The 21,639-nt window shown below is 28.7% G+C and carries 27 protein-coding genes, 1 tRNA gene and 1 pseudogene; 7 read left to right on the top strand and 22 right to left on the bottom strand.

What is annotated here, in order from left to right:
* Positions 1–46: 46 nt before the first annotated feature.
* Together rpoN and ACFQZW_RS00490 are read left to right on the top strand one after the other, a co-directional pair.
* Entirely contained in the window at positions 47–1,510 is a 1,464-nt protein-coding gene (rpoN, locus tag ACFQZW_RS00495; RefSeq protein ID WP_386781270.1) for an RNA polymerase factor sigma-54, read from the top strand.
* A 16-nt stretch (positions 1,511–1,526) separates the two neighbouring features.
* On the top strand, positions 1,527–2,132 hold the full coding sequence (locus ACFQZW_RS00490) for a hypothetical protein (protein WP_298264729.1): 606 nt from the start codon (positions 1,527–1,529) through the stop codon (positions 2,130–2,132).
* Here the strand turns inward: ACFQZW_RS00490 and ACFQZW_RS00485 are convergent.
* The 6 genes from ACFQZW_RS00485 to ACFQZW_RS00460 all read right to left on the bottom strand — a co-directional run bounded on the left by ACFQZW_RS00485 (position 2,120) and on the right by ACFQZW_RS00460 (position 6,534).
* On the bottom strand, positions 2,120–2,797 hold the full coding sequence (locus tag ACFQZW_RS00485; RefSeq protein WP_386781269.1) for a porin family protein: 678 nt from the start codon (positions 2,795–2,797) through the stop codon (positions 2,120–2,122). The two genes, ACFQZW_RS00490 and ACFQZW_RS00485, sit on opposite strands and share 13 nt — an antisense overlap.
* Before the next feature lie 86 nt (positions 2,798–2,883).
* A complete protein-coding gene (locus tag ACFQZW_RS00480; RefSeq protein ID WP_298264726.1) occupies positions 2,884–3,354 on the bottom strand; it encodes an ExbD/TolR family protein in 471 nt (156 codons plus the stop codon).
* 8 nt (positions 3,355–3,362) lie between these two features.
* Positions 3,363–3,977: an ExbD/TolR family protein gene (locus ACFQZW_RS00475; RefSeq protein WP_298264719.1), complete on the bottom strand. Its 615-nt coding sequence runs from the start codon at positions 3,975–3,977 to the stop codon at positions 3,363–3,365.
* Between the two features lie 7 nt (positions 3,978–3,984).
* Positions 3,985–4,446: a hypothetical protein gene (locus tag ACFQZW_RS00470; RefSeq protein ID WP_298264717.1), complete on the bottom strand. Its 462-nt coding sequence runs from the start codon at positions 4,444–4,446 to the stop codon at positions 3,985–3,987.
* A gap of 8 nt (positions 4,447–4,454) precedes the next feature.
* Positions 4,455–5,204, bottom strand: coding sequence for a MotA/TolQ/ExbB proton channel family protein (locus tag ACFQZW_RS00465; protein ID WP_298264716.1), 750 nt, complete (start codon positions 5,202–5,204; stop codon positions 4,455–4,457).
* A 292-nt stretch (positions 5,205–5,496) separates the two neighbouring features.
* Entirely contained in the window at positions 5,497–6,534 is a 1,038-nt protein-coding gene (locus ACFQZW_RS00460; protein WP_298264715.1) for an asparaginase, read from the bottom strand.
* Positions 6,535–6,612: 78 nt separating this feature from the next.
* On the opposite strand from ACFQZW_RS00460, the gene ACFQZW_RS00455 reads away from it, so the two are divergent.
* A complete protein-coding gene (locus ACFQZW_RS00455; RefSeq protein WP_372802491.1) occupies positions 6,613–7,311 on the top strand; it encodes a zinc metallopeptidase in 699 nt (232 codons plus the stop codon).
* 33 nt (positions 7,312–7,344) lie between these two features.
* Here the strand turns inward: ACFQZW_RS00455 and ACFQZW_RS00450 are convergent, their stop codons facing one another.
* The 7 genes from ACFQZW_RS00450 to pdxA form a co-directional block, all read right to left on the bottom strand.
* Entirely contained in the window at positions 7,345–7,809 is a 465-nt protein-coding gene (locus ACFQZW_RS00450) for an Lrp/AsnC ligand binding domain-containing protein (protein ID WP_298264712.1), read from the bottom strand.
* Positions 7,810–7,898: 89 nt separating this feature from the next.
* The gene (gene accC / locus ACFQZW_RS00445) at positions 7,899–9,245 is read right to left on the bottom strand and encodes an acetyl-CoA carboxylase biotin carboxylase subunit (protein ID WP_298264711.1); all 1,347 of its coding nucleotides are present in this window, start codon (positions 9,243–9,245) and stop codon (positions 7,899–7,901) included.
* A 67-nt stretch (positions 9,246–9,312) separates the two neighbouring features.
* Positions 9,313–9,795 (bottom strand): acetyl-CoA carboxylase biotin carboxyl carrier protein, encoded by a 483-nt coding sequence (accB, locus tag ACFQZW_RS00440; RefSeq protein ID WP_298264709.1) that lies wholly within the window; start codon positions 9,793–9,795, stop codon positions 9,313–9,315.
* Positions 9,796–9,822: 27 nt separating this feature from the next.
* A complete protein-coding gene (locus tag ACFQZW_RS00435) occupies positions 9,823–10,818 on the bottom strand; it encodes a beta-ketoacyl-ACP synthase III (protein ID WP_298264707.1) in 996 nt (331 codons plus the stop codon).
* A gap of 152 nt (positions 10,819–10,970) precedes the next feature.
* Complete coding sequence (rpmF, locus tag ACFQZW_RS00430) at positions 10,971–11,165, bottom strand: 50S ribosomal protein L32 (RefSeq protein ID WP_298264706.1); 195 nt, start codon at positions 11,163–11,165, stop codon at positions 10,971–10,973.
* Positions 11,152–11,727: a YceD family protein gene (locus ACFQZW_RS00425; RefSeq protein WP_386781268.1), complete on the bottom strand. Its 576-nt coding sequence runs from the start codon at positions 11,725–11,727 to the stop codon at positions 11,152–11,154. Before ACFQZW_RS00425 ends, rpmF begins: the two co-directional genes overlap by 14 nt.
* Positions 11,728–11,805: 78 nt before the next feature.
* Positions 11,806–12,849, bottom strand: coding sequence for a 4-hydroxythreonine-4-phosphate dehydrogenase PdxA (gene pdxA, locus ACFQZW_RS00420; RefSeq protein ID WP_372802515.1), 1,044 nt, complete (start codon positions 12,847–12,849; stop codon positions 11,806–11,808).
* 62 nt (positions 12,850–12,911) lie between these two features.
* Between pdxA and ACFQZW_RS00415 the strand changes: the two genes are divergently transcribed.
* The gene (locus ACFQZW_RS00415; protein WP_298264702.1) at positions 12,912–13,496 is read left to right on the top strand and encodes a riboflavin synthase; all 585 of its coding nucleotides are present in this window, start codon (positions 12,912–12,914) and stop codon (positions 13,494–13,496) included.
* Here the strand turns inward: ACFQZW_RS00415 and ACFQZW_RS00410 are convergent, their stop codons facing one another.
* From ACFQZW_RS00410 to ACFQZW_RS00380, 7 genes and pseudogenes are all read right to left on the bottom strand, one after another.
* A complete protein-coding gene (locus ACFQZW_RS00410) occupies positions 13,497–13,691 on the bottom strand; it encodes a hypothetical protein (RefSeq protein WP_386781267.1) in 195 nt (64 codons plus the stop codon).
* A gap of 364 nt (positions 13,692–14,055) precedes the next feature.
* Positions 14,056–14,544 carry a YybH family protein gene (locus tag ACFQZW_RS00405; RefSeq protein WP_298264698.1) on the bottom strand — a complete coding sequence of 163 codons (489 nt, stop codon included), beginning with the start codon at positions 14,542–14,544 and terminating at the stop codon, positions 14,056–14,058.
* 158 nt (positions 14,545–14,702) lie between these two features.
* Positions 14,703–15,389, bottom strand: coding sequence for a hypothetical protein (locus tag ACFQZW_RS00400; RefSeq protein WP_386781266.1), 687 nt, complete (start codon positions 15,387–15,389; stop codon positions 14,703–14,705).
* Position 15,390: 1 nt separating this feature from the next.
* On the bottom strand, positions 15,391–16,182 hold the full coding sequence (locus tag ACFQZW_RS00395) for a hypothetical protein (protein WP_386781265.1): 792 nt from the start codon (positions 16,180–16,182) through the stop codon (positions 15,391–15,393).
* A 253-nt stretch (positions 16,183–16,435) separates the two neighbouring features.
* Positions 16,436–16,522, bottom strand: a pseudogene (locus ACFQZW_RS00390) (YegP family protein); the annotation flags it as partial.
* Between the two features lie 39 nt (positions 16,523–16,561).
* The gene (locus tag ACFQZW_RS00385) at positions 16,562–16,999 is read right to left on the bottom strand and encodes a hypothetical protein (protein WP_386781264.1); all 438 of its coding nucleotides are present in this window, start codon (positions 16,997–16,999) and stop codon (positions 16,562–16,564) included.
* 533 nt (positions 17,000–17,532) lie between these two features.
* Positions 17,533–17,606 (bottom strand) — tRNA-Ile (locus ACFQZW_RS00380).
* 101 nt (positions 17,607–17,707) lie between these two features.
* Between ACFQZW_RS00380 and ACFQZW_RS00375 the strand changes: the two genes are divergently transcribed.
* Entirely contained in the window at positions 17,708–18,229 is a 522-nt protein-coding gene (locus tag ACFQZW_RS00375; RefSeq protein WP_298264694.1) for an alpha-ketoglutarate decarboxylase, read from the top strand.
* On the opposite strand, the gene ACFQZW_RS00370 is transcribed toward ACFQZW_RS00375, so the two are convergent.
* Both ACFQZW_RS00370 and ACFQZW_RS00365 read right to left on the bottom strand, forming a co-directional pair.
* A complete protein-coding gene (locus tag ACFQZW_RS00370; protein ID WP_298264692.1) occupies positions 18,213–18,560 on the bottom strand; it encodes a hypothetical protein in 348 nt (115 codons plus the stop codon). The two genes, ACFQZW_RS00375 and ACFQZW_RS00370, sit on opposite strands and share 17 nt — an antisense overlap.
* Positions 18,557–19,528, bottom strand: a complete 972-nt coding sequence (locus ACFQZW_RS00365) for a polyprenyl synthetase family protein (RefSeq protein ID WP_298264691.1) — start codon at positions 19,526–19,528, stop codon at positions 18,557–18,559. Before ACFQZW_RS00365 ends, ACFQZW_RS00370 begins: the two co-directional genes overlap by 4 nt.
* Positions 19,529–19,689: 161 nt before the next feature.
* On the opposite strand from ACFQZW_RS00365, the gene ACFQZW_RS00360 reads away from it, so the two are divergent.
* Positions 19,690–20,295: a TetR/AcrR family transcriptional regulator gene (locus ACFQZW_RS00360; RefSeq protein ID WP_298264689.1), complete on the top strand. Its 606-nt coding sequence runs from the start codon at positions 19,690–19,692 to the stop codon at positions 20,293–20,295.
* A 2-nt stretch (positions 20,296–20,297) separates the two neighbouring features.
* Positions 20,298–21,638 carry a TolC family protein gene (locus ACFQZW_RS00355; RefSeq protein WP_298264687.1) on the top strand — a complete coding sequence of 447 codons (1,341 nt, stop codon included), beginning with the start codon at positions 20,298–20,300 and terminating at the stop codon, positions 21,636–21,638.
* Position 21,639 lies beyond the last annotated feature (1 nt).

Below are 21,639 nucleotides of genomic sequence, written 5' to 3'. Positions count from 1 at the left end.
AATAAGTTTTTTTGTATTTTTATCAAAAGCTATTTCAATTTAATACATGCTTAAACAAAGTTTACAATATAAATTATTACAAAAATTATCTCCTCAGCAAATTCAATTAATGAAATTGATTCAATTGCCTACACAAGCATTTGAACAAAAATTAAAGCAAGAATTAGAAGAAAACCCTGCGTTAGAAAGTGGCAAAGAAACTAGTGTTGATGAATTTGAAAACGCTCAATTAAATGATGAATTTGACGACTCTGGAAATGAAAACATAAATACAGAAGATATTAATATTGATGAATATTTAAGTGATGATGAAATTCCTAGCTACAAAACACAATCTAATAATTACTCTTCTGATGATGAGGATAAAAATATCCCTTATGCTTCAGGAACTTCATTTACGCAGCATTTAAAAACTCAAATGAACACTTACCGTTTAACCGAGGGAGAAGAAGCCATTGTAGAGTTTTTAATTGGTAGCATAGATGAAAGCGGCTATATAAGAAGAAGTTTACTTGATATTTTAGATGATTTAGCATTTACTCAAAATATTTTTACAACCGAAGAAGAATTAGAACGATTATTACAAAAAGTTCAACAATTAGATCCTGCTGGTGTTGGTGCAAGAGATTTAAAAGAATGCTTACTAATTCAACTAAAAAGAAAAGACGAGAAACCAAGCATAAATTTAGCAATTAACATTTTAGAAAATTCATTCGATTCATTTGTTAAAAAACACTATTCCAAATTATTACAAAAACATCATATTAAAGAAAGTGAATTAAAAGAAGCTATTCATCAAATTGAAAAATTAAACCCAAAACCTGGAGGTTCGTACGTTGGTAATAATAAAATTGCCGAACAAATTGTTCCTGATTTTACTATTAGAATTATTGAAAGTGAATTAGAACTTACCTTAAACTCAAGAAATGCTCCCGAATTACATGTTTCTCAAGAATATAACAATTTGATGAGAGGTTATAAAGATTCCAAAGATAAATCTAAATCACAAAAAGACGCTGTTACATTTATTAAGCAAAAACTTGATGCTGCAAAATGGTTTATAGATGCAATAAAACAACGCCAGCAAACATTGCTTTTAACTATGGATGCTATTATGCAACATCAAAAGGATTATTTTTTATCTGGTGATGAACGTAAGTTAAAACCAATGATTTTAAAAGATGTTGCAGATGTAATTAATATGGATGTTTCAACTGTTTCAAGAGTAGCTAACAGCAAATACGTATCAACACCTTATGGTACTAAATTAATCAAAGAATTCTTCTCTGAATCTATGAAAAACGAACAAGGAGAAGACGTTTCTACTAAAGAAATAAAAACTATACTAGAAAATGTCATTAAGGAAGAAGATAAAAAGAAGCCCTTAACTGATGATAAGCTTGCTGCTATTTTAAAAGAAAAAGGTTACCCTATAGCTAGAAGAACTATTGCTAAATATAGAGAACAATTAGATATTCCTGTTGCAAGATTAAGAAAAAAAATGATATAAAGGAATTATAAAAGTTATGAAAATATCTAAATTTATCTCTTATTTTTTTCACCCTATTAATTTTCCAATTATTGGAGCTTTATTGTACTTCCTATTTGTTCCAAGGCATATATTTAAGCTACAAGAATACACCATTTTATCAGTAATTTTTATTGGAACCTATTTATTTCCTATTATCTTTTTGTACACCATAAAAAGGTTTGGAATGATAAAGAGTTACCATATGACTAGCATTGAAGAGCGTAAATTTCCAACACTTCTTTTTATTGCATTATCCTATATTATTGGAAACTGGTTATATAAATTGACTATTGTTAATTTACTTACCTTACTATTTTTTGGTTATGGCCTAAGCTTAATCATATCTTATATTTTATTATTTCTAAAAATCAAAATAAGCCTACATTCTTCTGCTATTGCTGGGCTGATAGGTTTTTTAATATACTTTAGCTATCATTACAAGTTGAACTTATTAATTATAATTTCTATCTTTTTTATTTTAGCAGGACTAATATCTACTGCCCGACTTAGGTTAAAAGCGCATAAATTTAGTGAAGTTTTTTGGGGGTTTACTTTAGGTTTAATAAGTCAGTTTTTAGCTTATACAATTTACATTATATAAAATTTCAATCCTAGATTAAATTCATTCAACATCAACTTTTGATTATCAAACGTAACATTATTTTCAAATAGAGGCTTTAATCCATAATACAAGTATAAATTCCAATTACTATAACCTCCTGAAAAAACTAATCCATATTGAAATTTGTTATAGTCTGAGATATTTTTAGTTCTAATTGTACTATTTTCGTCACTATATTTAGATTTAGTAGTTAAAGCATACGAAAATTTAACACCCGTATAAATTCTCCAAAATTTATATTTTGAAGCAGTAGAAGTTCTCCAACGCAATTCAAATGGCATTTCAATAGAACTAATCCCAAATCTATTAATCGAATAATTTTCAGCTAATTCAAATAAAGTTTTATTAATATCACCAACTATTTTTAAGTTTTGAATATAGGCATTATAGTTATAACCAACTCCTAAACCAATTCCTAAATTACGCTGCTTATTGAAAGGTAGATCTTTTATAAAACCGATAGAAAAACCTCCTGAAAAACCTTTTTGCTCAATACCATTTGGCTTATTAAATAATATATTATAAGTCAATGCTACATAAATTTGATCTTCTAAATAACTAGAATCAATAGTATCATTTTTTACTTGTGACTGTAACTTTAAAAAGCTACTAAAAAATAAAAATAGTAATAGATATTTACGCATAATAACAAATATACTTTATATAACTAAAAAAGGCAATCAAAAGTATTTTGATTGCCTTTTTTAGTTATATAAAGTTAACTTTGCTTTTAATAGTTACTTTTAATATTGTTACCTTTAGTGGTAGAAAAACTAACTTTTAAAGCATTGATATCTCTTAATTGTTCTTTAATATCAAGAATGGTACCCACATTGGCTTCTTTATCAGCTTTAATTGAAGTAGTCATAAATTTAACTTCTTCTTCTTTTCTTAAAGCTCTTTCTGCAAATATAAAATTTGGGATGTCATTTACATCTATAATTTTATCATTTACTTGAATTTTATCTCCAGATATTCTTGTATCTTTTGATTTACCAACATAAATAGTACTTACCAAACTTTTATGCTCTAATTTTTTTACTTCACTAGCTGTAGGAAGAACTGGCTTTTTAATTAATAAATCAGTCTCTCTCATTGTAGTTGAAACCATAAAAAAGAATAGCAACATAAATACAATATCAGGTAAAGATGCCGTAGAAATTGCAGGTAACCCTTTTTTCTTCTTTTTAAACTTACTCATATCTGATATTATTTAATTGGTTCAGGTTCTGTAATTATTTGAGGATAACTATCCTTCAAAAAATCAATTTTTACTTTTAAATTCTCAGTAGGATTGTCTTTATAGTCCTTCAATAAATCATCATAACGTCTTTTATACTTTTGTAATGATAATTTATTTCTCAACTCATTATATGCCGCTTCAATTTCATTTTGAATAGACACGTACATTCCATAAGTTGTACCTCTATCGCTTTGTAAAGATATTATTGCTTTAGTTGGGTGATCTGAAGATTCTGGATCTTTAGCTCCATTACAATAATCACAAGGTTTACCTGGTTGATCATCTTTTGGTGCTGACAAACCTCCACCATTATCAATAAACTCCATAGCCAAACGTCTGATGTCTGCAACCTGAACATATTCGTTTTCAACTAAAAGTTGATTGTTACGGTTAACAACAATATCTAAAACGTTTTTCTCTTTTATAGTTACTTCAGGTGTATCTTCACTTTTTTCTGGCAGCTTACGTGCAATTCCAGAGTCCACATCCATCGTAGTTGTCACTAAGAAAAATATTAAAAGCAAGAACGCAATGTCTGCCATTGAACCAGCATTTATTTCTGAATTTTCTCTTCTTGCCATAATTCGTTTATTTTACAAGTGATCTTACAAAGTCAATAAAAAAGGCTCCAAAACCAATAATACCTAAAATTGCACTAAAGTTAATTCCAGTACTTACCCATTTTGAAACACTTCCTGCTTCACCATCTTCTAATACTTTTCCAACTGTATCTGTAACAGCTGCATCAGAAGATATTGAATATGCTATTACTAAAAATACTATTAGCACACCTACGGCAATTAACGATCTTTTTAAAACTTGTGGGTTTTTTAGCAAATTCACTACTGAAAATATAACAGCAATTATTGCTGTTGCTATTAACACTACTTCTGCAAAAAGGACAAAAGGAGATACAATACTTGCTTGAACAGCAGCATCGTTCTCAATAGCATCATCTCCAGCCATAATAACTCTTATGAAGAAAACAAACCCTATAGCCCCAATTAGTCCTGCAATTAGTGTTAATATTTTTGATAAATTCTTATTCATAATTGTTATTATTTTTTATGTTTAACCAAAAGGTCAACAAGTGATATTGATGCATCCTCCATATTGTTAACAATACTATCTACTTTAGAAATAATATAGTTATAAAATATTTGAAGAATAATTGCAACAACTAAACCAAATACTGTAGTTAATAACGCTACTTTAATACCTCCTGCTACTACTGTTGGAGAAATATCACCAGCTGCTTGAATAGAGTCAAAGGCTTTAATCATACCAATTACAGTTCCCATGAAACCAAGCATTGGTGCTAATGCAATAAATAAAGATAACCAAGAAATATTCTTTTCTAATAATCCCATTTGAACTCCACCGTATCCAACAACTGCTTTTTCAGCTGCATCTACACCTTCGTCCATTCTATCTAAACCTTGATAAAAAATAGATGCTACAGGCCCTTTTGTATTTCTACAAACCTCTTTAGCTGCTTCTACACCACCAGATGCTAATGCATCATCCACTTTATTTACTAATTTTTTTGTGTTAGTAGTTGCCATATTCAAGTAAATAATTCTTTCAATTGCAATAGCTAATCCTAAAATTAAGGCTACTAATACAATTCCCATAAAGAATGGTCCACCTTCAATAAAACGTTGCTTTAATTCTTGGTGAAATGTTTTTGCTTCAGCTGCATCATCTGCAACTTGTTCAGTGTTAGCTGCATCTTGTGCAATTGCTTTAGGTGCTGCTCCAAATAATAGTAATCCTGTAATTGCAAGGATAGTAAATACTCTTTTCATCGTGTAATAGTTAATTTATTAATTTTTTACGGGTTAAATATAAAATATTTTTAAAACAAATTTGTCTATTGGAGAGAAAACTCTAAAGTTGTAAACTTTCTTATAACTCCAATCCTCGACATCTTTTGCGAATGGCAAGTAACAAAAAAATGTTGAATTCTGAAAATTTTATAAGCACTTTAAATTATTTTTTTAGAAATTGATTTTTTTTAAAATATCAATAAAAATACTTCTACTATCAGATGTTTTATTAAATATTAATTACGTTATTTCTTAAATAATTAAAAAAAAATCACTCTGCAGTTGTCATTTCACCCCTTAACTCTGTTTCAAAAATAGATTTAAACTTCTTTTTTGGAATATTTTCCCCCAATAAGTACATAAGCTTTGCTATGGCTGATTCTGTTGTAATATCATTCCCACTTATAATTCCTATTTTTTCCAGCTCAACACTGGTTTCATATTGTCCCATAATTACACTTCCTCCAGCGCATTGAGTTACATTCACAATGTGGATACCATTTTTAATTGCTGCTTTTAACAAGTTTACAAACCACTTTTCAGTTGGGGCGTTTCCAGAACCATAAGTTTCTAAAATAACTCCTTTTAAATTTTTTATTGATAATATACTTTCAACAACTAATTTTGTAATTCCGGGAAAAATCTTTAAAACAACAATATTATTGTCTAATTTTTTTCTAACTTTTAAAGGTTTACTACTTTTAGATTTATATATCAATTGTTTGTTAAATTTCAAATGAACTCCACTTTCACCAATAGCTGGATAGTTAGGCGAAGTAAATGCCTCAAAATGTTCTGCATTTATTTTTATTGTTCTATTAGCTCTGTATAATTTATATTCGAAGTACAAGCATACTTCCGAAATAACTGGTTTATTTTTATCTTGAGAAGCAGCTATTTCAATTGAAGTAATTAAATTTTCTTTAGCATCTGTTCTTAAATCACCTATAGGTAATTGTGAACCTGTAAAAATAATGGGCTTTGAAAGATTTTCTAACATAAAACTTATTACCGAAGCTGTATAAGACATCGTATCAGAGCCATGTAAAACCACAAAACCATCATAAGCTTCATAATTTTCTTCAATAATTTCAGCAATTAACACCCAATTATCAGGATTCATATTGGAAGAATCTATTGGCTCACTCAAAGAAACACTGCTAATGGTACATTTTAAATGATTTATTTCGGGAATATGTTTTAACAATTTATCAAAATTGAACGTTCTTAGTGCTCCAGTTTTGTAATCTTTAACCATACCAATAGTTCCACCAGTATAAATTAAAAGAATGTTTGGCGTTTTTGTCATTTTGTCTGTTCCTTTTTTTTGGAATAATTTATGATGTAAATTTACCAAAATTAAAAACATAAACTAAAGAAGAAATTTATGATTGGATATTATATTATAATTGGAGGAATTTCATTAATTAGTTGGCTAGTTAGTCAGCAATTAAAAAACAAATTTAAACACTATTCAAAAGTACAGTTACAAAATGGATTAACTGGAAGAGAAATTGCCGAAAAAATGCTACATGACAATGGTATTTTTGACGTGAAGATTATTTCTACACCTGGTCAATTAACAGACCATTACAACCCTGTTAACAAGACTGTAAATTTAAGTGAGGCTGTTTACAACCAAAGAAATGCTTCTGCTGCTGCAGTAGCTTCTCATGAAGTTGGTCATGCAGTACAACACGCTCAAGCATACCAATGGTTAACTATGCGCTCTAAAATTGTTCCTGTTGTAAGTGTTACTTCAAAATTTTCATTATGGTTAGTAATTGGAGGTATTTTATTAGGGGCTGCTTCTGGAACAACTGGAATTGGATTTTTAATTGCTGTTGCTGGACTTGTTATGATGGCTATTGCAACACTGTTTAGTTTTATAACGCTACCTGTTGAATACGATGCAAGTAATAGAGCGCTAGCTTGGCTAAAAACTAATAATATGCTTACCAATAGTGAACAAGATGGGGCTAAAGATGCTCTTAAGTGGGCTGCCAGAACCTATTTAGTGGCAGCATTAGGATCATTAGCAATGTTATTATATTGGGGGTTTAGAATTTTAGGCTCTAGAGATTAATTTATAAAAAAAACCAGTTTAAACTGGTTTTTTTTATAAATTAATCTGTCTGTCTATTTGTTGGTCTAAGGATATAAAAGTTTCTGTTCTTGCAACTCCTTTGATAGATTGAATGTCTTGATTTAACAGATGCATTAAATGTTCGTTATCACGGCATAAAATTTTAATAAAAATTGCATAGTTACCTGTTGTATAATGACTTTCTATTACTTCTGGAATCTCTTTCAATCTTTTAATTGCAGCTGAATATTTACTTGCTGCATCCAAGAATATTCCAACAAAGGCTAAAGTTTTATACCCTAAAACTTTAGGGTTTATTATAAATTTTGAACCTGCTATAAGTCCAACAGATTCTAACTTTCTTAATCGCTGATGAATAGCTGCTCCAGAGATTCCTATTTCACGAGCAATTCCTAAGATAGGTGTACGAGCATCTTTCATTAAATGCTTTAAAATTACCTTATCTATACCATCAATATGCAACTCTTTTTGCTTCATAAGATTTCTAATTGAAAGTAAATTTAAAAAAATAAAGGATATGAGTTCTCATATCCTTTATTTTAATTTTAATTTGAAACACTACTACTCTATTCCTCTAGCTGTATTTTAAAGTCTTCCATAAATTTAGTAGTATAATTCCCTGCTATATAATCTGGATGATCCATTAATTGCCTATGAAATGGAATAGTTGTTTTAACTCCTTCAATTATAAATTCATCTAATGCTCTTTTCATTTTATTAATAGCTTCTTCTCTTGTTTGAGCAGTCGTTATTAATTTTGCAATCATAGAATCATAATTAGGCGGGATTGAATAACCAGCGTAAACGTGAGTATCAACTCTTACTCCATGACCTCCTGGTGTATGTAAAGTCGTTATTTTACCAGGAGAAGGTCTAAAATCATTATATGGGTCTTCTGCATTTATTCTACACTCAATAGAATGTAATTTTGGCATATAGTTCTTTCCTGAAATAGGGATGCCTGCTGCCACTTTTATTTGCTCATAAATTAAATCATAATCTATAACCTGCTCTGTAATTGGGTGCTCTACTTGTATACGAGTATTCATCTCCATAAAGTAGAAATTTCTGTGTTTATCTACTAAAAACTCTACTGTACCTGCGCCTTCATATGAAATATATTCTGCAGCTTTTACAGCAGCTTCTCCCATCTTTTTTCTTAACTGAGGGGTCATAAATGGTGATGGCGCCTCTTCAGTTAACTTTTGATGACGACGTTGAATTGAACAATCTCTTTCAGATAAATGACAGGCTTTTCCAAATGAATCACCAATAACTTGAATTTCAATATGTCTTGGTTCTTCAATTAATTTTTCCATGTACATACCATCATTTCCAAATGCTGCAGCAGCTTCATGACGAGCAGAATCCCAAGCGTCTTTTAATTTCTCCTTTTTCCATACTGCTCTCATTCCTTTACCTCCACCACCTGCAGTTGCTTTGAGCATTACAGGGTATTTCATTTCATCCGCTAATTTTTCAGCTTCTTCAAAAGTTTCTAAAATACCATCTGAGCCAGGTATTGTAGGAACTTCTGCAGCTTTCATTGTTGCACGAGCTGATGCTTTATCTCCCATTTTGCTAATCATATCTGCAGAAGCACCAATAAATTTTATGCCGTGTTCTTCGCAAAGTTTAGAAAATTTAGCATTTTCAGCTAAAAAGCCATATCCTGGATGTATTGCATCGGCATTGGTAATTTCAGCCGCAGCTAAAATTGCTGACATTTTTAAGTAAGACTCACTACTTGGAGGTGGTCCAATACATACTGCTTCATCCGCAAAGCGCACATGTAAACTTTCAGCATCAGCAGTTGAATAAACTGCAACTGTTTTTACTCCTATTTCTCTACAAGTTCTAATAACACGTAATGCTATCTCACCTCTATTGGCAATTAATATCTTTTTAAACATAATGCGTAATTTTATTCAATTCAATAATCTCAACTTGATTTTATTGAATATGAAAATTGAAATTGTTTTATGAAGGATCTACTAAAAATAATGGTTGTCCAAATTCAATTGGAGTACCATCTTCTACCAGTATTTTAACTATTTTTCCTGAAACTTCAGATTCAATTTCATTAAAAAGCTTCATTGCTTCAACAATACAAACAACTGTATCAGGACTAACAGTATCACCTACTTCAACAAAAACTGGTTTGTCCGGAGATGGTTTTCTATAAAACGTTCCAATAATTGGTGATTTTATTTCAATATAATTTGAAGCTTCATCTTTCTTTTCTGTTCCGGCTACATGAGTTTCAACTGACGATGTTGCTGCTGCTTGACTAGGTATTTGCATCTGAGGCATCCCCATAGGAGCCTGTTGTACAATTGTTGTTTCCGTTTTTTCTGATCCAGTTTTAATGGTGATTTTTATATCTTCCATTTCTAACTTTACTTCACTTGCGCCAGATTTAGCAACAAATTTTATCAAATTTTGAATATCTTTTAATTCCATATTCATTTAGTTTTAGTTGTTAATTTATTATGAATTATAAGCCCATTTGAAGTATATTGATCCCCAAGTGAACCCCCCTCCAAATGCTGCAAAAATTATAGTGTCTCCTTTTTTTAGTTGTTCTTCATAGTCTGCTAATAGTAATGGTAATGTTGCAGAAGTAGTGTTTCCATACTTTTCAATATTCATCATTACTTTTGAGCTTTCTAATTTTATTCTATTGGCTGTTGCTTCAATAATCCGCTTATTAGCTTGGTGAGCTGCCAACCATGAAACATCTTCTTTAGTTAAATTATTTCTTTCTAATATTTTTACTGCCACATCTGCCATGTTAAAAACAGCATTTTTAAATACTGTTTTACCGTCTTGAAAAACAAAGTTCTCTCTATTTTCTAGAGTTTCTTTTGTAACTGGGTACATTGACCCACTAGATTTTACTTGAAGAAATTCTCTTCCAGACCCATCGCTCCTTAAATATTCATCTTGCAATCCTAATCCTTCTGTATTTGGTTCAAATAAAACAGCTCCAGCTCCATCTCCAAATATTATACAGGTTGCTCTGTCTGTATAATCTATCATCGAAGAGCACTTATCTGCACCTATCAATAATACTTTTTTGTATTTTCCAGATTCAATATACTTAGAAGCTACAGACATTCCATATAAAAAACTTGAACAAGCAGCTTCTAAATCAAAACCAAATGCATTTACTGCTCCAATTTGAGTTGCCACATAAGCTGCTGTAGCTGCTGCTTGCATATCTGGGGTAGCAGTTGCAACAATTACTAACTCAATTTCTTTGGGATTCAGTTTTTTCTTTTCTATAAGTTCTTGGGCTGCTTTTATAGCCATAAAAGAAGTTCCTTTACCTTCTCCTTTTAATATTCTTCGCTCTTTAATTCCTGTTCTAGTAAAAATCCATTCGTCATTTGTATCAACCATTTTTTCTAACATTTCATTAGATAAAATATCTTCAGGAAGATACTTGCCAACGGCGGTTATTGCTGCGGTAATTTTTGTCATAATTGGTTTTCTTTTAATCAAAAAAGAGGTTCAAAGTAATGAAAATTATTTTTAATTATAAGCGATTTTTATCACTTTTTAGCTAAAATCACTGTAAAAAATAAAAAAAACCCTCAAAAATGAGAGTTTTTTTATTTTTAAATCTTTTGAATTTAAGCTTGAAGTTCTTCAGAATCAATAACTATTTGACCTCTGTAATAAAGTTTTCCTTCATGCCAGTGGGCTCTGTGGTATAAATGAGCTTCTCCTGTTGTTGGATCAATAGCCACTTGAGGAGCTACTGCTTTATAATGAGTTCTTCTTTTATCTCTTCTAGTTTTTGATATTTTTCTTTTAGGATGTGCCATTACTCTTATTTTTGTCTATTAGTATATCTTTTAATTTATTCCACCTTGGATCAATAGTTTCATTGATGTTTTCATCAGGTGTTTGTTTTTCAACTTCTTCTTTTATTTCAAATTCTTTTAACTTCTCTAGTACTTCCGATTTTAGAGTCCCATCTGCAACTCCTGGGTGAATCTTTTTTAATGGTACTGACAAAACAATTGTTTCATAAATAAATTGTGCTACATTCAGTTTATAATCTGTATGGGGTATGATTAATAATTCTTCATTTTCATCATTATATTCATCACCAAACTTCACAATTAAATCCATTTTAGAATTTATTGGTAGTTGAAATAATTCATTTGTTAAATCACAAGCAACTTCAACCCATCCTAAAATAGAAAACTCTAATTCAAACATCGTAGCTTTTTTTAAAAAAGACAAATCTATTTTTACATTTGAATTGTAAAATTCTTCGTACTCAAAAAAATCAAAGAACTCTTTCTCAATTATATATTCAAAATGATGTACTCCTTCTTTTAAACCAACAAAAGAAATTTCAAATTCTTTTAAATCTTTCATTTCGAACTTCAATTTGAGCGTGCAAAGATATAAAAATATACCTATTATTTTAAAATAAATTCTTAATTTTTATTCTTTTTATTTTTGATGGGTTGTTTTTAAAGTGTTTTCTGTCAAACTTTTATATTCTTCTCTTGTTCTAAAAATTTGAATAGCGCTAAAAACCGCTTCTTTAAAAGAATTAATACTGGCTTGCCCTTTTCCTGCCAGCTCATAAGCTGTTCCGTGATCTGGTGAGGTTCTTATTTTTGCTAACCCTGCTGTATAATTTACGCCCTCACCAAATGAGAGTGTTTTAAACGGTGCCAATCCTTGATCATGATACATTGCTAAAATTGCATCAAAATTTTTATAATTTTCTGAACCAAAAAAACTATCTGCGGCATATGGACCATAAACTAATTTACCTTCTTCTTGAATTTCTAAAATTGTAGGCTTAATTATTTCATCATCTTCCAAACCAATAACTCCGTGGTCTCCACAATGTGGATTTAATCCTAAAATAGCTATTTTGGGTTTTTGAATTGCAAAGTCTTGTTTTAAAGCAGTATATAAAATAGCTACTTTTTGTTTGATTAAATCTGGTGTGATATTTTCTGAAATTTTAGAAACTGGAATATGACCTGTAATTAATCCAATTCTAATTTTATTGGTCATTAAAATCATTAAACTATCTCCTTCAATTTTCGATTCTAAATACTCGGTATGCCCTGGGAATTTAAAATTTTCAGACTGTATATTATCTTTATTAATTGGAGCTGTTACCAATACATCTATACTTCCATTATTTAAAGCCTCAGTAGCAGCCTCTAAAGAAAGAAATGCATATTTACCAGACTGTTTTGTTGGTTTCCCTAATTCAACATCAATATCTTCTTTCCAAAGGTTAACAATATTAATTTTACCTTGAATAGCTTTATCTACTTGTTTAATACCATTAAATAGTACATTAATGTTAGTATTTTTTTTATAACTAGTTATTAATTTAGTTGACCCAAAAATTATTGGAGTACAAAAATCTAACATTCGTTTATCTAAAAATGTTTTTAAGATAATTTCTATCCCTATACCATTAAAATCTCCAATAGAAATTCCTAATTTAATTTTTTCAGATTTATCCATAAAAAAAGTTTATTATGCTTAATTTTGAGACTTCAAAAGTAATCAATTAAATTGAAAAAAGTATGTTTACAGGTATAATAGAAAAATTAGGAACGGTAAAAAATATTGTGGAGGAAGGTGAAAATTTTCACATTACAATTGAAAGCGATTTTACATCTGAATTAAAAATTGACCAGAGTGTTGCACATAATGGTGTTTGCTTAACCATTGTTAAAATTTTAAATAACACATACACTGTAACTGCCATAAAAGAAACTCTTGAAAAATCTAACTTAAAACACTTAAAAATTGGAGATGTTATTAATTTAGAGCGCGCAATGATTTTAGGTGCTAGATTGGATGGCCATATTGTTCAAGGTCATGTGGATCAAACTGCCACTTGTACAAATATTATTGAAGAAGATGGAAGCTGGGTTTTTAGCTTTGAATATGATACAAATTTAAATAATATTACCATTGAAAAAGGTTCCATTACTTTAAATGGAGTTAGTTTAACTGTTGTGGATTCTAAAAAAAATGGGTTTTCAGTAGCTATAATTCCTTATACATTTGAAAATACCAACTTTTATACTTTTAAAATTGGAACAGAAGTGAACTTAGAATTTGATGTTATAGGAAAATATGTTGCTCGATTGTTAGAAAAATAGTTAGTCCCTTTTTTTTCTTAACTCATGAATACCATAAAACACACCTGAAATTATTAAATAAGGAAGTAGCCCCCCTATTGGAAGCCCAGGATGACCAGGCCCCATTGGAACTGGGGGATCTGATATTGCAAATGCTTTAAAACTATTTAGCATAAAACAAAACCCTAACATTAATATGTTAAACTTACTTTTCATTCAGAGGGGTTTATAACGTAATTCTATAACTTTGGTTTCTCAACCTATTTACAAAGATACTATTTTTTAACAACGAAACAATTTTCATCTTATTATTGACAAAATAGATTTAATATTCTAAACTTCAATATATCTGCATTTTTACCTTAATTAAAACAAAAAGTTTCCTTCTAATGCAAGTTTACCGCTTTCATGCTAGTATTTCCACACGCCTTTTACTTTTTCAAAACTTGGTTCATTTAGTGTATGCTTGCTTTTACCCCAAGCACCAACAATTTTTATATTCCATTTTAAAAAAATATTTTTCGTCACTTGAAAATCCATTTTTATCAAATAAGACAATAGATTCTATTGTGTACAGTTTTTAATGATTTTGTAATGTTTCAAATACTATTTTCCAAGAATTATCTGGTTGTTTTTTCCAATTTATAATATAGGTTCCAACATTTTTTATTGTGTCTGAGGTTTTTTTGTTAATGAAAATTTCATTGTATGTATTATAGGAAATAGCCATGTCTTCAGATGGTATAATAGTTGGCTTACCACGATGGAGAAGTTTTACATCAAATTTGTTATAAATTCTTTTCCATTGAGCCTTTAATGAATCTTTAGTCATCTGTTTTATTGGTGAATTTGGATAAATTGCTGTATAGTCATCAGCAAAAAATTCAATCCAATCGTAATCAAATCTTTCATATACTGAATAGAGGCTATCAACTTGTTTTGTTATTAAAGCAGTTAACTCTAAATCAGAAGTTTTTACTTGAGGTTCTAATTTAGTATCATTTTTGCACCCAACAAGAGCAGTATACAATAGGACAATTAGAGGTAAAGATAATTTTATTTTTTTCATATTGGTTAGTTTTAATTGCTCACAGCAGTTTTAGTTATGATTTCGTTAGTTTTTGAGCAACTAATTTAACAAATAAAAACGTACAAAAAATTCCTAAAAGATTTTTGTAAATGTACTTGAAATTAGTTATAAAACATATGTATTGTTGCCTATTGGTTTTATTCATAACGTAAATTAATTGGATTATCTAAGTTTTTATAATAGAAAATGTCAAATATTATTCTAGAACTTATTTCTAAAACTTTGTTTACTTTTAAATTATTAAAGTTGTTAATCTCTAAAATATAATTGCCATCCAAATTTATAAAACCTAGATTTTTCATTTCAATTTGATATTCTTTTCCATGAGTTAGAATCTTAAAATGATTTTCATTAATTGAAATTAATAAATTATTCTTATTTTTAGTAAATTCAATTGAAATTGAATTTCTTTCTTGTAATAATAAATCAATTTTTGAAATTATCCCTTTATTTAATTCAAGTAATTTCCAAGTAAGATTAAAGCTTTGATCTCTGAATTCATTATTTTTATTTTTAAGCTTTGATAATTCTAATTCGGATTGATTAATTTTAGAATTAAAGAATGTAATCATATTTTCTTCTTTTTCTTTTTCAATTCTTGATTTGTAATTTTCTATTTGTCTTTCAACCCAAGCTATTTTATCATAATTTGGATTTATTAAATTCTGAAAAGTTTGAATTTTTCTATTAACTTTTTTTAAAGCAATCGAATTATAATGTGCACCTAAATAATCAAAATTATAAATACAATCTTCAATTTCTTGTTGAAGTAATTCTTGGTTTTTCAATAATTCTAAAATTATATTTTCAAGCTTCTCTTTCAATTTATTTTTTATATTCAATTTTAAGTATCATTGGTTCTAATGTCTCAATATTTTTCCACTGAGTTTCTATGGTTTCTGGTAAATCATGAGCATTATAAGTATAAATCCATTTTGTACCACTCTCAACGTATTCAATCATATTGTTCTTTGAAATTCCTTTTTCAAGTGTAGCTCCTGTGCCAAAACCTGGCAAAGGCTCCAAAAAAAAGAGGTAGTCAATTCCAAAGTTTGGCTTGAATCTATTATCATATAAAAAGTTCTTGTATTTTTCGATAGTGTCACCTCCAAACCAAGTATCAACATACAACCATTTAACTTGTATTACATTTTCTGTTTTGTTGTAAGTAAAAAAGTAATTATCGTTTCCGTTTTCATCTGTTAGACATTTTAGTTTACCATCTTTATAATATTTATAATATTGCGTGTCAATTAAATTGCCATTTTTAAAAGTTTCTTTTTTTACAATTTGGTTTGAACTATTATATGTTAATTCAATGGTATGATTTGCTTGAGGAAACTGATACTCAATATAGTTTATTGTTTTTACTTTGTCTTCTTGATACTTAAATTCATAATCTATCCTTCTTCCATTATCAGTATCATAGAAATACATATTTATTTCTATCAGTCTATTATTGTTATCATAAATATAATCTCCTACGAGTTGGTTATTGTAATTGTAAATTTTGTCAACTAAATATTGACTGTCTTTTACAATTTCATTTTCTTCTTTGTCACAACTGATAAGAATGCAAACTGCTATTATTGAAATACCTAAAAGTATTGATTTCATAGTTTTTTCTTAATAGATGTATTACGCTTCAGAAGAGCATTATTATTGTAGCTAACTTCTTTAAACATTTTATTTAACAATACTTATCCTTTAAATATAAGGAATAGACAGCAATTTTTTAAAACATTAAATTTATGAAAAAAAATAAAAAAAGAGTATCTATCCATAGATAAATTACTCCTTTCTTCTATTAATAATAAAGTTAAAAACTCTACTCTTCTAAATTTCTATAACGTCAGCTTTAGTGGGCATTCTACTTTACTGAAGCTATTCCATTTACAGACTCATACAATTCATTTGTTCCAATTACCCAACCATTAGCAGCTTTCAGCCTAAATCTAAATTCTCTTCCTTTTACCTTTTTAACATTGAAGTTACTCTAATTAACCCCTTCAAATTCAATGAATTCTATTCTGCGGTTATTATAATTCCCATATTCAATTCTTAACCCAAATTTTGGATATTGTAATTCTTTAAACTCAATAATTTCAGGTGAAATTAAGCCTTCAATTTTAAACAGTTTGCTGCTTGTATAATAATCTCCATCGGGTATAATTGAAACAAAAATACTTTCCAAAAATTCTTCAGTTCCTTCAGAAAAATTTTCTGGGGTGATTTTTGAATCTGATATTATAAATGTTTTTACAAAAAAACTTCCTGAATACATTTTCTTAATATTTATACTATTACATTCTATTCTAGCAAAAATATAGTTCAAGTCTGAATTCTTTGATAAATCTTTTATCTTAACTTCTTGTTGTGCATTACAACTTAGCATTAAAAAAATAATTGTAAATAATAGAATATTTCTTCTCATAATTTTATTATTCAATAAATATAAAAAATCCTCTATTATATAAAGTAAGGAGAAACTGTAAATCTTTTAAATACTCTTTATTACATTTTCATATTTATCATAAGTAGCTTGTTTAATATCAATTCCAATAAGTCTTTTAAGCTTATTTAGAAAAACATTAAAATAAGCTATGACGCTATATTCTTTTGTTTGCTTTTCTAAAATATGATACACATTAAATGTAGTTCCTGAAGCTTGAAGCAATAAAAAAGCCTGACGGATTTTATTATCTATCAGGCTCAGCTTTTTATTTATTTTAGACTTATCTATATAAAACCTAATTGAAATTTTAGGAATTATTAGAATGGGGCACCACTTAAAAAAAGGAACACCTTTTCTAACACCTTTTCTATGCCATTTTTAGTTAAAAACTTAATAAAGCTGTGATTAGAAAAAGAAGTTAATTGAATAATTACACCAATATAATATATTGATATACAAATTTTTACATCATAAAAAAAGACCTTACAAAATTGTAAAGTCTTTCTTTTTTGTGGACCCAGAAGGGCTCGAACCTTCGACCCCCTGATTATGAGTCAGGTGCTCTAACCAGCTGAGCTATGGGTCCCTTAAACTGGTGGCAAAAATAATACATATTTACTTTATGCACAATAATTATTTGATAAAAAAATTGAAAGAAATTCTTATCTTAGTAAAAAAATTGATAACATGCACAAAACTATCTGCTTACTATCATTATTAATTGGTATTAATTTTTCAATTTTAGGTCAAAATACAACTCCCAACCAACATACTTTCTCCAAAAATTTAAGATTTGGTGGAGGGTTTTCAATGGGGTTTAGCAATAATTACTCAACATTTTCAATTTCTCCTAGTGTAATTTATGATTTTTCAGATCAGTTTAGCTCAGGAGTAAGTTTTAGCTATTTGTATGTAAAAAATAAATCAACTACACAAAAATCCACTTCAAACCTTTATGGAGGCAGTATTCTCTCTTTTTATAAACCTATTAGTAATATTCAAGTTTCTTCAGAATATGAACGCTTAAAACTAGATCAAAAATATGTGTTTGCAAACGATATTTCTTCCTGGCAAGATGCCTTATATTTTGGTCTTGAATATGTTTCTGGAAATATAGCGATCGGACTTCGCTACGATGTACTTTACGATAAAACAAAAAACTTTTTATATGCTTCGGCCTTAAACCCTGTATTTAGAATTTACTTTTGAACCACACTTTTTGAAATTCTCTTTTTAGTATTAAAAATGTAGCATGCTCAATTATTTCGTTGATATCCACCTCAGTTATATTTTTAATTTCTGCTTCAGAAACATCAATCCTATATAATAAGTTTAAATAGCCTGAAAAGTTTGAAGTAATTAATTGATGTAATTGCAACCTTAAATCTTCAATTAATTTATGTGGTGAGTTACTTTGGAATTGATATATAATTCCTGAAAAATTAAAATCTTTATTTAATTGTTTTTTAATAGCCTCAAAAAAGTGCAGCTTATCTATTTCTTGTAGTATTTGATTGGTATTTTTTACAACTGGAATCATACTTTACGTTTCATTAACCAATTTCCAAAAGCAATTAATTCTTGTTTTTTTTCAATAGGTAATTGAATTTCTGTTAAAATGTCAAATGCTTTTTGAGTATAATTTTCAATTTCATTTTTAATATTTCTATCTACTCTATAATTTATAAATAAATCTTTAACCTCCGTTACTTTCTCTTGTAATTCAGTAGAAGTGTTATATAAATTATGTAGTTGCTTTTTATCTTTGGAGTTTGCTAATTCAATAGTTTTAAGATATAAAAAGGTTTTTTTATTTTCCATAATATCACCTCCTATTTGTTTTCCAAAATCTTCCACATTACCAAAAGTATCTAAATAATCATCTTGAAGTTGAAAAGCAAGTCCTAAAAACAATCCGAATTTATATATTTTTTCTGCATCTTCATCACTTGAGTTTGCAATTAAAGCTCCCATTTTCATTGCGCAAGCAACCAAAACAGATGTTTTATTTGTAATCATTTTTAAATATTCAGGAATGGTTACATCAGTTCTATTTTCAAAATCTACATCTAATTGTTGTCCTTCGCATACTTCTAATGAAGTTTGGTTGAAAAGCTTTAGTAATTTTTTGAAAAGTTCAGGCTCATAGCTTTCAAAGCTTTGGTAAGCCATAATCATCATTGCATCTCCAGATAATATTCCTGTATTAACGTTCCACTTAGTATGTACTGTTTGCTTTCCTCTTCTAATTGGTGCACTATCCATTATATCATCATGAAGTAACGTAAAATTATGAAACACCTCTACTGCTACAGCGGCATCTAATGCTTTAGTATAATTTCCTCCAAAAATATCACAAGTTAATAACGTAAGTATTGGTCTTAATCTTTTACCTCCAATATTTAAAATATAATTAATAGGCTCGTATAAATTTACAGGCTCTTTAACTGTGTTTATTTTATGTAAATATGTTAAAAACTCTTCTCTATATGTTTCAATGGTGCTCATTCTAATTGTAATTTATGGTAAAAATACATCATTCAATTTTAACTATTTCAAACACCTTAATAAATTAAATGTTATTAAAGTGTTAAAACTTCGGAAACTTTTATTGTGTTTAAAGTTTCCTTTTCTATATTTGCAATTCAAAATAAGTGATTAAATTATCCATGAGAGAGAAAATTTTAAATAAAGCAGGAGAAATATTTTTAAAATTTGGTTTTAAAAGTGTGACTATGGATGATATTGCAAATAGTTTGGCAGTATCCAAAAAAACTATCTATAAATATTTTAAAAACAAGGAAGAACTTGTTGATGAAACGACTGCCTATGTACATCAAAACATTCACAATAGTATTTTATGCATCTGTGAAAAGGGGTACAACGCCATTGAAGAAAATTATGAAATAAAAAAAATATTCAAAGATATGTTTAAAAACTCTGATGATTCTCCAATGTATCAATTAGAGAAGTATTACCCCAAAACGTATCATAAAATTATGACCAAAGAATTTTCAATTTTCAAAGAATGTATTTCAAAAAACATTCAAAAAGGAATGAACGAGGGTTTATATAGAAAGGACATAAACATTGAATTAGCCTCAAAATTTTACTTTTCGTTAATGATGAGTGTTTATGACACTACCATGTACACCTATAATAAAAATACCATCAAAAAATTAGAATACTGCGTTTTAGAATATCATACTAGAGCCATAAGTACTTTAAAAGGATTAATAGTTTTAGAAGAACAAATAAATAACACAGAATATTAAGAATGAAAAAGACATTATTAATTATTGCAATACTAAGTAGCTACGTTATAAATGCTCAAGAAAGCATTTCACTTTCACTCGAACAAGCTATTGATTATGCATTAAAAAACAGCTACGCATCAATAAATGCCGAAAGAGATATTGATGCTGCAAAAAAGAAAAAATGGGAAACAACAACCATAGGCTTACCACAAATAAGTGCTAAAATTGATTATCAAAACTGGATAAAACAGCAAGTTTCTTTAATACCTGCTGATTTTTTTGGCGGCAATGCAGGAGAATTTGTTGAAGTTGAATTTGGCACCAAACATAATATGAATGCCACCGCAACACTAAATCAATTAATTTTTGATGGTTCTTATTTAGTAGGATTGCAATCGGCAAAAACGTATTTGCAAATTAGTGAACAAGCTAAAGAAAAAACAGAATTAGGTATAAGAGAAGCCGTTATTAATGCTTATGGAAATGTATTACTTAGCGAAGAAAGCATTATCATACTTGAAAAAAACATTAAAACTTTAGAAAAAAACTTAGAAGAAACCATCCAAATTTTTAAAAATGGTTTTGTTGAAGAAGAAAATGTAGAGCAACTTAAAATTACATTATCTTCTGTTAAAAGCAATCTTTCTAGAGCTAAAAAATTAAAGAATATTGCTTACAAAATGTTAAACATTACCTTAGGAATAGAAATCAATTCTATCGTAACTTTAACAGATTCTCTAATTAATTTAGCAGCAAAAAATACAGATTTACAATTATTAACATCTAACTTATTAATTGAAAATCATATTGATTATAAAATTGCAAAAAATACAGAACGAGCTAATGAACTATTAGTGAAACTTGAACAAAGTAAAGCCTTACCTTCTTTAAGTAGTTTTGTCAACTTTGGGTACGCTGGTTTTGGACAAAATTTTGACTTCTTAAAAAAAGAACAACAATGGTTTGATTCTTCATTATTGGGAATAAGCTTAGACATCCCAATTTTTAGCAGTTTAGCAAGAAGCTCAAGAACACAACAAGCCAAAATTGAACTCGAAAAATCGAAAACAACGTTAACTGAAACAGCACAAAAAATAGCTCTTCAACTTGAAAACGCAAAAACCGAATACCAATACAGTATTGAAGAACTGGAAACCTCTAAAGAAAACTTAAAATTAGCTGAACGAATTGAAAACAAACAGCAAATTAAATTTTTTGAAGGAATTTCAACAAGTTTTGAATTGTCTGAAGCACAACGCCAATTATACACTATGCAACAAAATTATTTACAAGCAATGTTAAATGTGATTGCTAATAAAGCAGCATTAGACAGTGCCTTAAATAACCCTATTAACAACTAGA

Origin of the sequence: Lutibacter aestuarii, from assembly GCF_042676885.1 — a bacterium.
GTDB classification, from domain to species: Bacteria; Bacteroidota; Bacteroidia; order Flavobacteriales; family Flavobacteriaceae; genus Lutibacter; species Lutibacter aestuarii.
This window is presented reverse-complemented; position numbering and strand designations above follow the sequence as displayed.

Bases quoted from the DNA above. Each gene is read 5' to 3' on its own strand.
- ACFQZW_RS00375 (WP_298264694.1), top strand. From the start codon at position 17,708: ATGCACAAAACTATCTGCTTACTATCATTATTAATTGGTATTAATTTT.
- accC (WP_298264711.1), bottom strand. From the start codon at position 9,245: ATGTTTAAAAAGATATTAATTGCCAATAGAGGTGAGATAGCATTACGT.
- pdxA (WP_372802515.1), bottom strand. From the start codon at position 12,849: ATGGATAAATCTGAAAAAATTAAATTAGGAATTTCTATTGGAGATTTT.
- ACFQZW_RS00385 (WP_386781264.1), bottom strand. From the start codon at position 16,999: ATGAGAAGAAATATTCTATTATTTACAATTATTTTTTTAATGCTAAGT.
- ACFQZW_RS00355 (WP_298264687.1), top strand. From the start codon at position 20,298: ATGAAAAAGACATTATTAATTATTGCAATACTAAGTAGCTACGTTATA.
- ACFQZW_RS00425 (WP_386781268.1), bottom strand. From the start codon at position 11,727: ATGAAAGATTTAAAAGAATTTGAAATTTCTTTTGTTGGTTTAAAAGAA.
- ACFQZW_RS00480 (WP_298264726.1), bottom strand. From the start codon at position 3,354: ATGAGTAAGTTTAAAAAGAAGAAAAAAGGGTTACCTGCAATTTCTACG.
- ACFQZW_RS00490 (WP_298264729.1), top strand. From the start codon at position 1,527: ATGAAAATATCTAAATTTATCTCTTATTTTTTTCACCCTATTAATTTT.
- ACFQZW_RS00410 (WP_386781267.1), bottom strand. From the start codon at position 13,691: ATGAAAAGTAAGTTTAACATATTAATGTTAGGGTTTTGTTTTATGCTA.
- ACFQZW_RS00450 (WP_298264712.1), bottom strand. From the start codon at position 7,809: ATGAAGCAAAAAGAGTTGCATATTGATGGTATAGATAAGGTAATTTTA.
- ACFQZW_RS00415 (WP_298264702.1), top strand. From the start codon at position 12,912: ATGTTTACAGGTATAATAGAAAAATTAGGAACGGTAAAAAATATTGTG.
- ACFQZW_RS00405 (WP_298264698.1), bottom strand. From the start codon at position 14,544: ATGAAAAAAATAAAATTATCTTTACCTCTAATTGTCCTATTGTATACT.
- ACFQZW_RS00370 (WP_298264692.1), bottom strand. From the start codon at position 18,560: ATGATTCCAGTTGTAAAAAATACCAATCAAATACTACAAGAAATAGAT.
- ACFQZW_RS00395 (WP_386781265.1), bottom strand. From the start codon at position 16,182: ATGAAATCAATACTTTTAGGTATTTCAATAATAGCAGTTTGCATTCTT.
- rpmF (WP_298264706.1), bottom strand. From the start codon at position 11,165: ATGGCACATCCTAAAAGAAAAATATCAAAAACTAGAAGAGATAAAAGA.
- ACFQZW_RS00475 (WP_298264719.1), bottom strand. From the start codon at position 3,977: ATGGCAAGAAGAGAAAATTCAGAAATAAATGCTGGTTCAATGGCAGAC.
- ACFQZW_RS00465 (WP_298264716.1), bottom strand. From the start codon at position 5,204: ATGAAAAGAGTATTTACTATCCTTGCAATTACAGGATTACTATTATTT.
- ACFQZW_RS00470 (WP_298264717.1), bottom strand. From the start codon at position 4,446: ATGAATAAGAATTTATCAAAAATATTAACACTAATTGCAGGACTAATT.
- ACFQZW_RS00460 (WP_298264715.1), bottom strand. From the start codon at position 6,534: ATGACAAAAACGCCAAACATTCTTTTAATTTATACTGGTGGAACTATT.
- ACFQZW_RS00435 (WP_298264707.1), bottom strand. From the start codon at position 10,818: ATGACAAAAATTACCGCAGCAATAACCGCCGTTGGCAAGTATCTTCCT.
- ACFQZW_RS00455 (WP_372802491.1), top strand. From the start codon at position 6,613: ATGATTGGATATTATATTATAATTGGAGGAATTTCATTAATTAGTTGG.
- ACFQZW_RS00485 (WP_386781269.1), bottom strand. From the start codon at position 2,797: ATGCGTAAATATCTATTACTATTTTTATTTTTTAGTAGCTTTTTAAAG.
- rpoN (WP_386781270.1), top strand. From the start codon at position 47: ATGCTTAAACAAAGTTTACAATATAAATTATTACAAAAATTATCTCCT.
- accB (WP_298264709.1), bottom strand. From the start codon at position 9,795: ATGGAATTAAAAGATATTCAAAATTTGATAAAATTTGTTGCTAAATCT.
- ACFQZW_RS00365 (WP_298264691.1), bottom strand. From the start codon at position 19,528: ATGAGCACCATTGAAACATATAGAGAAGAGTTTTTAACATATTTACAT.
- ACFQZW_RS00360 (WP_298264689.1), top strand. From the start codon at position 19,690: ATGAGAGAGAAAATTTTAAATAAAGCAGGAGAAATATTTTTAAAATTT.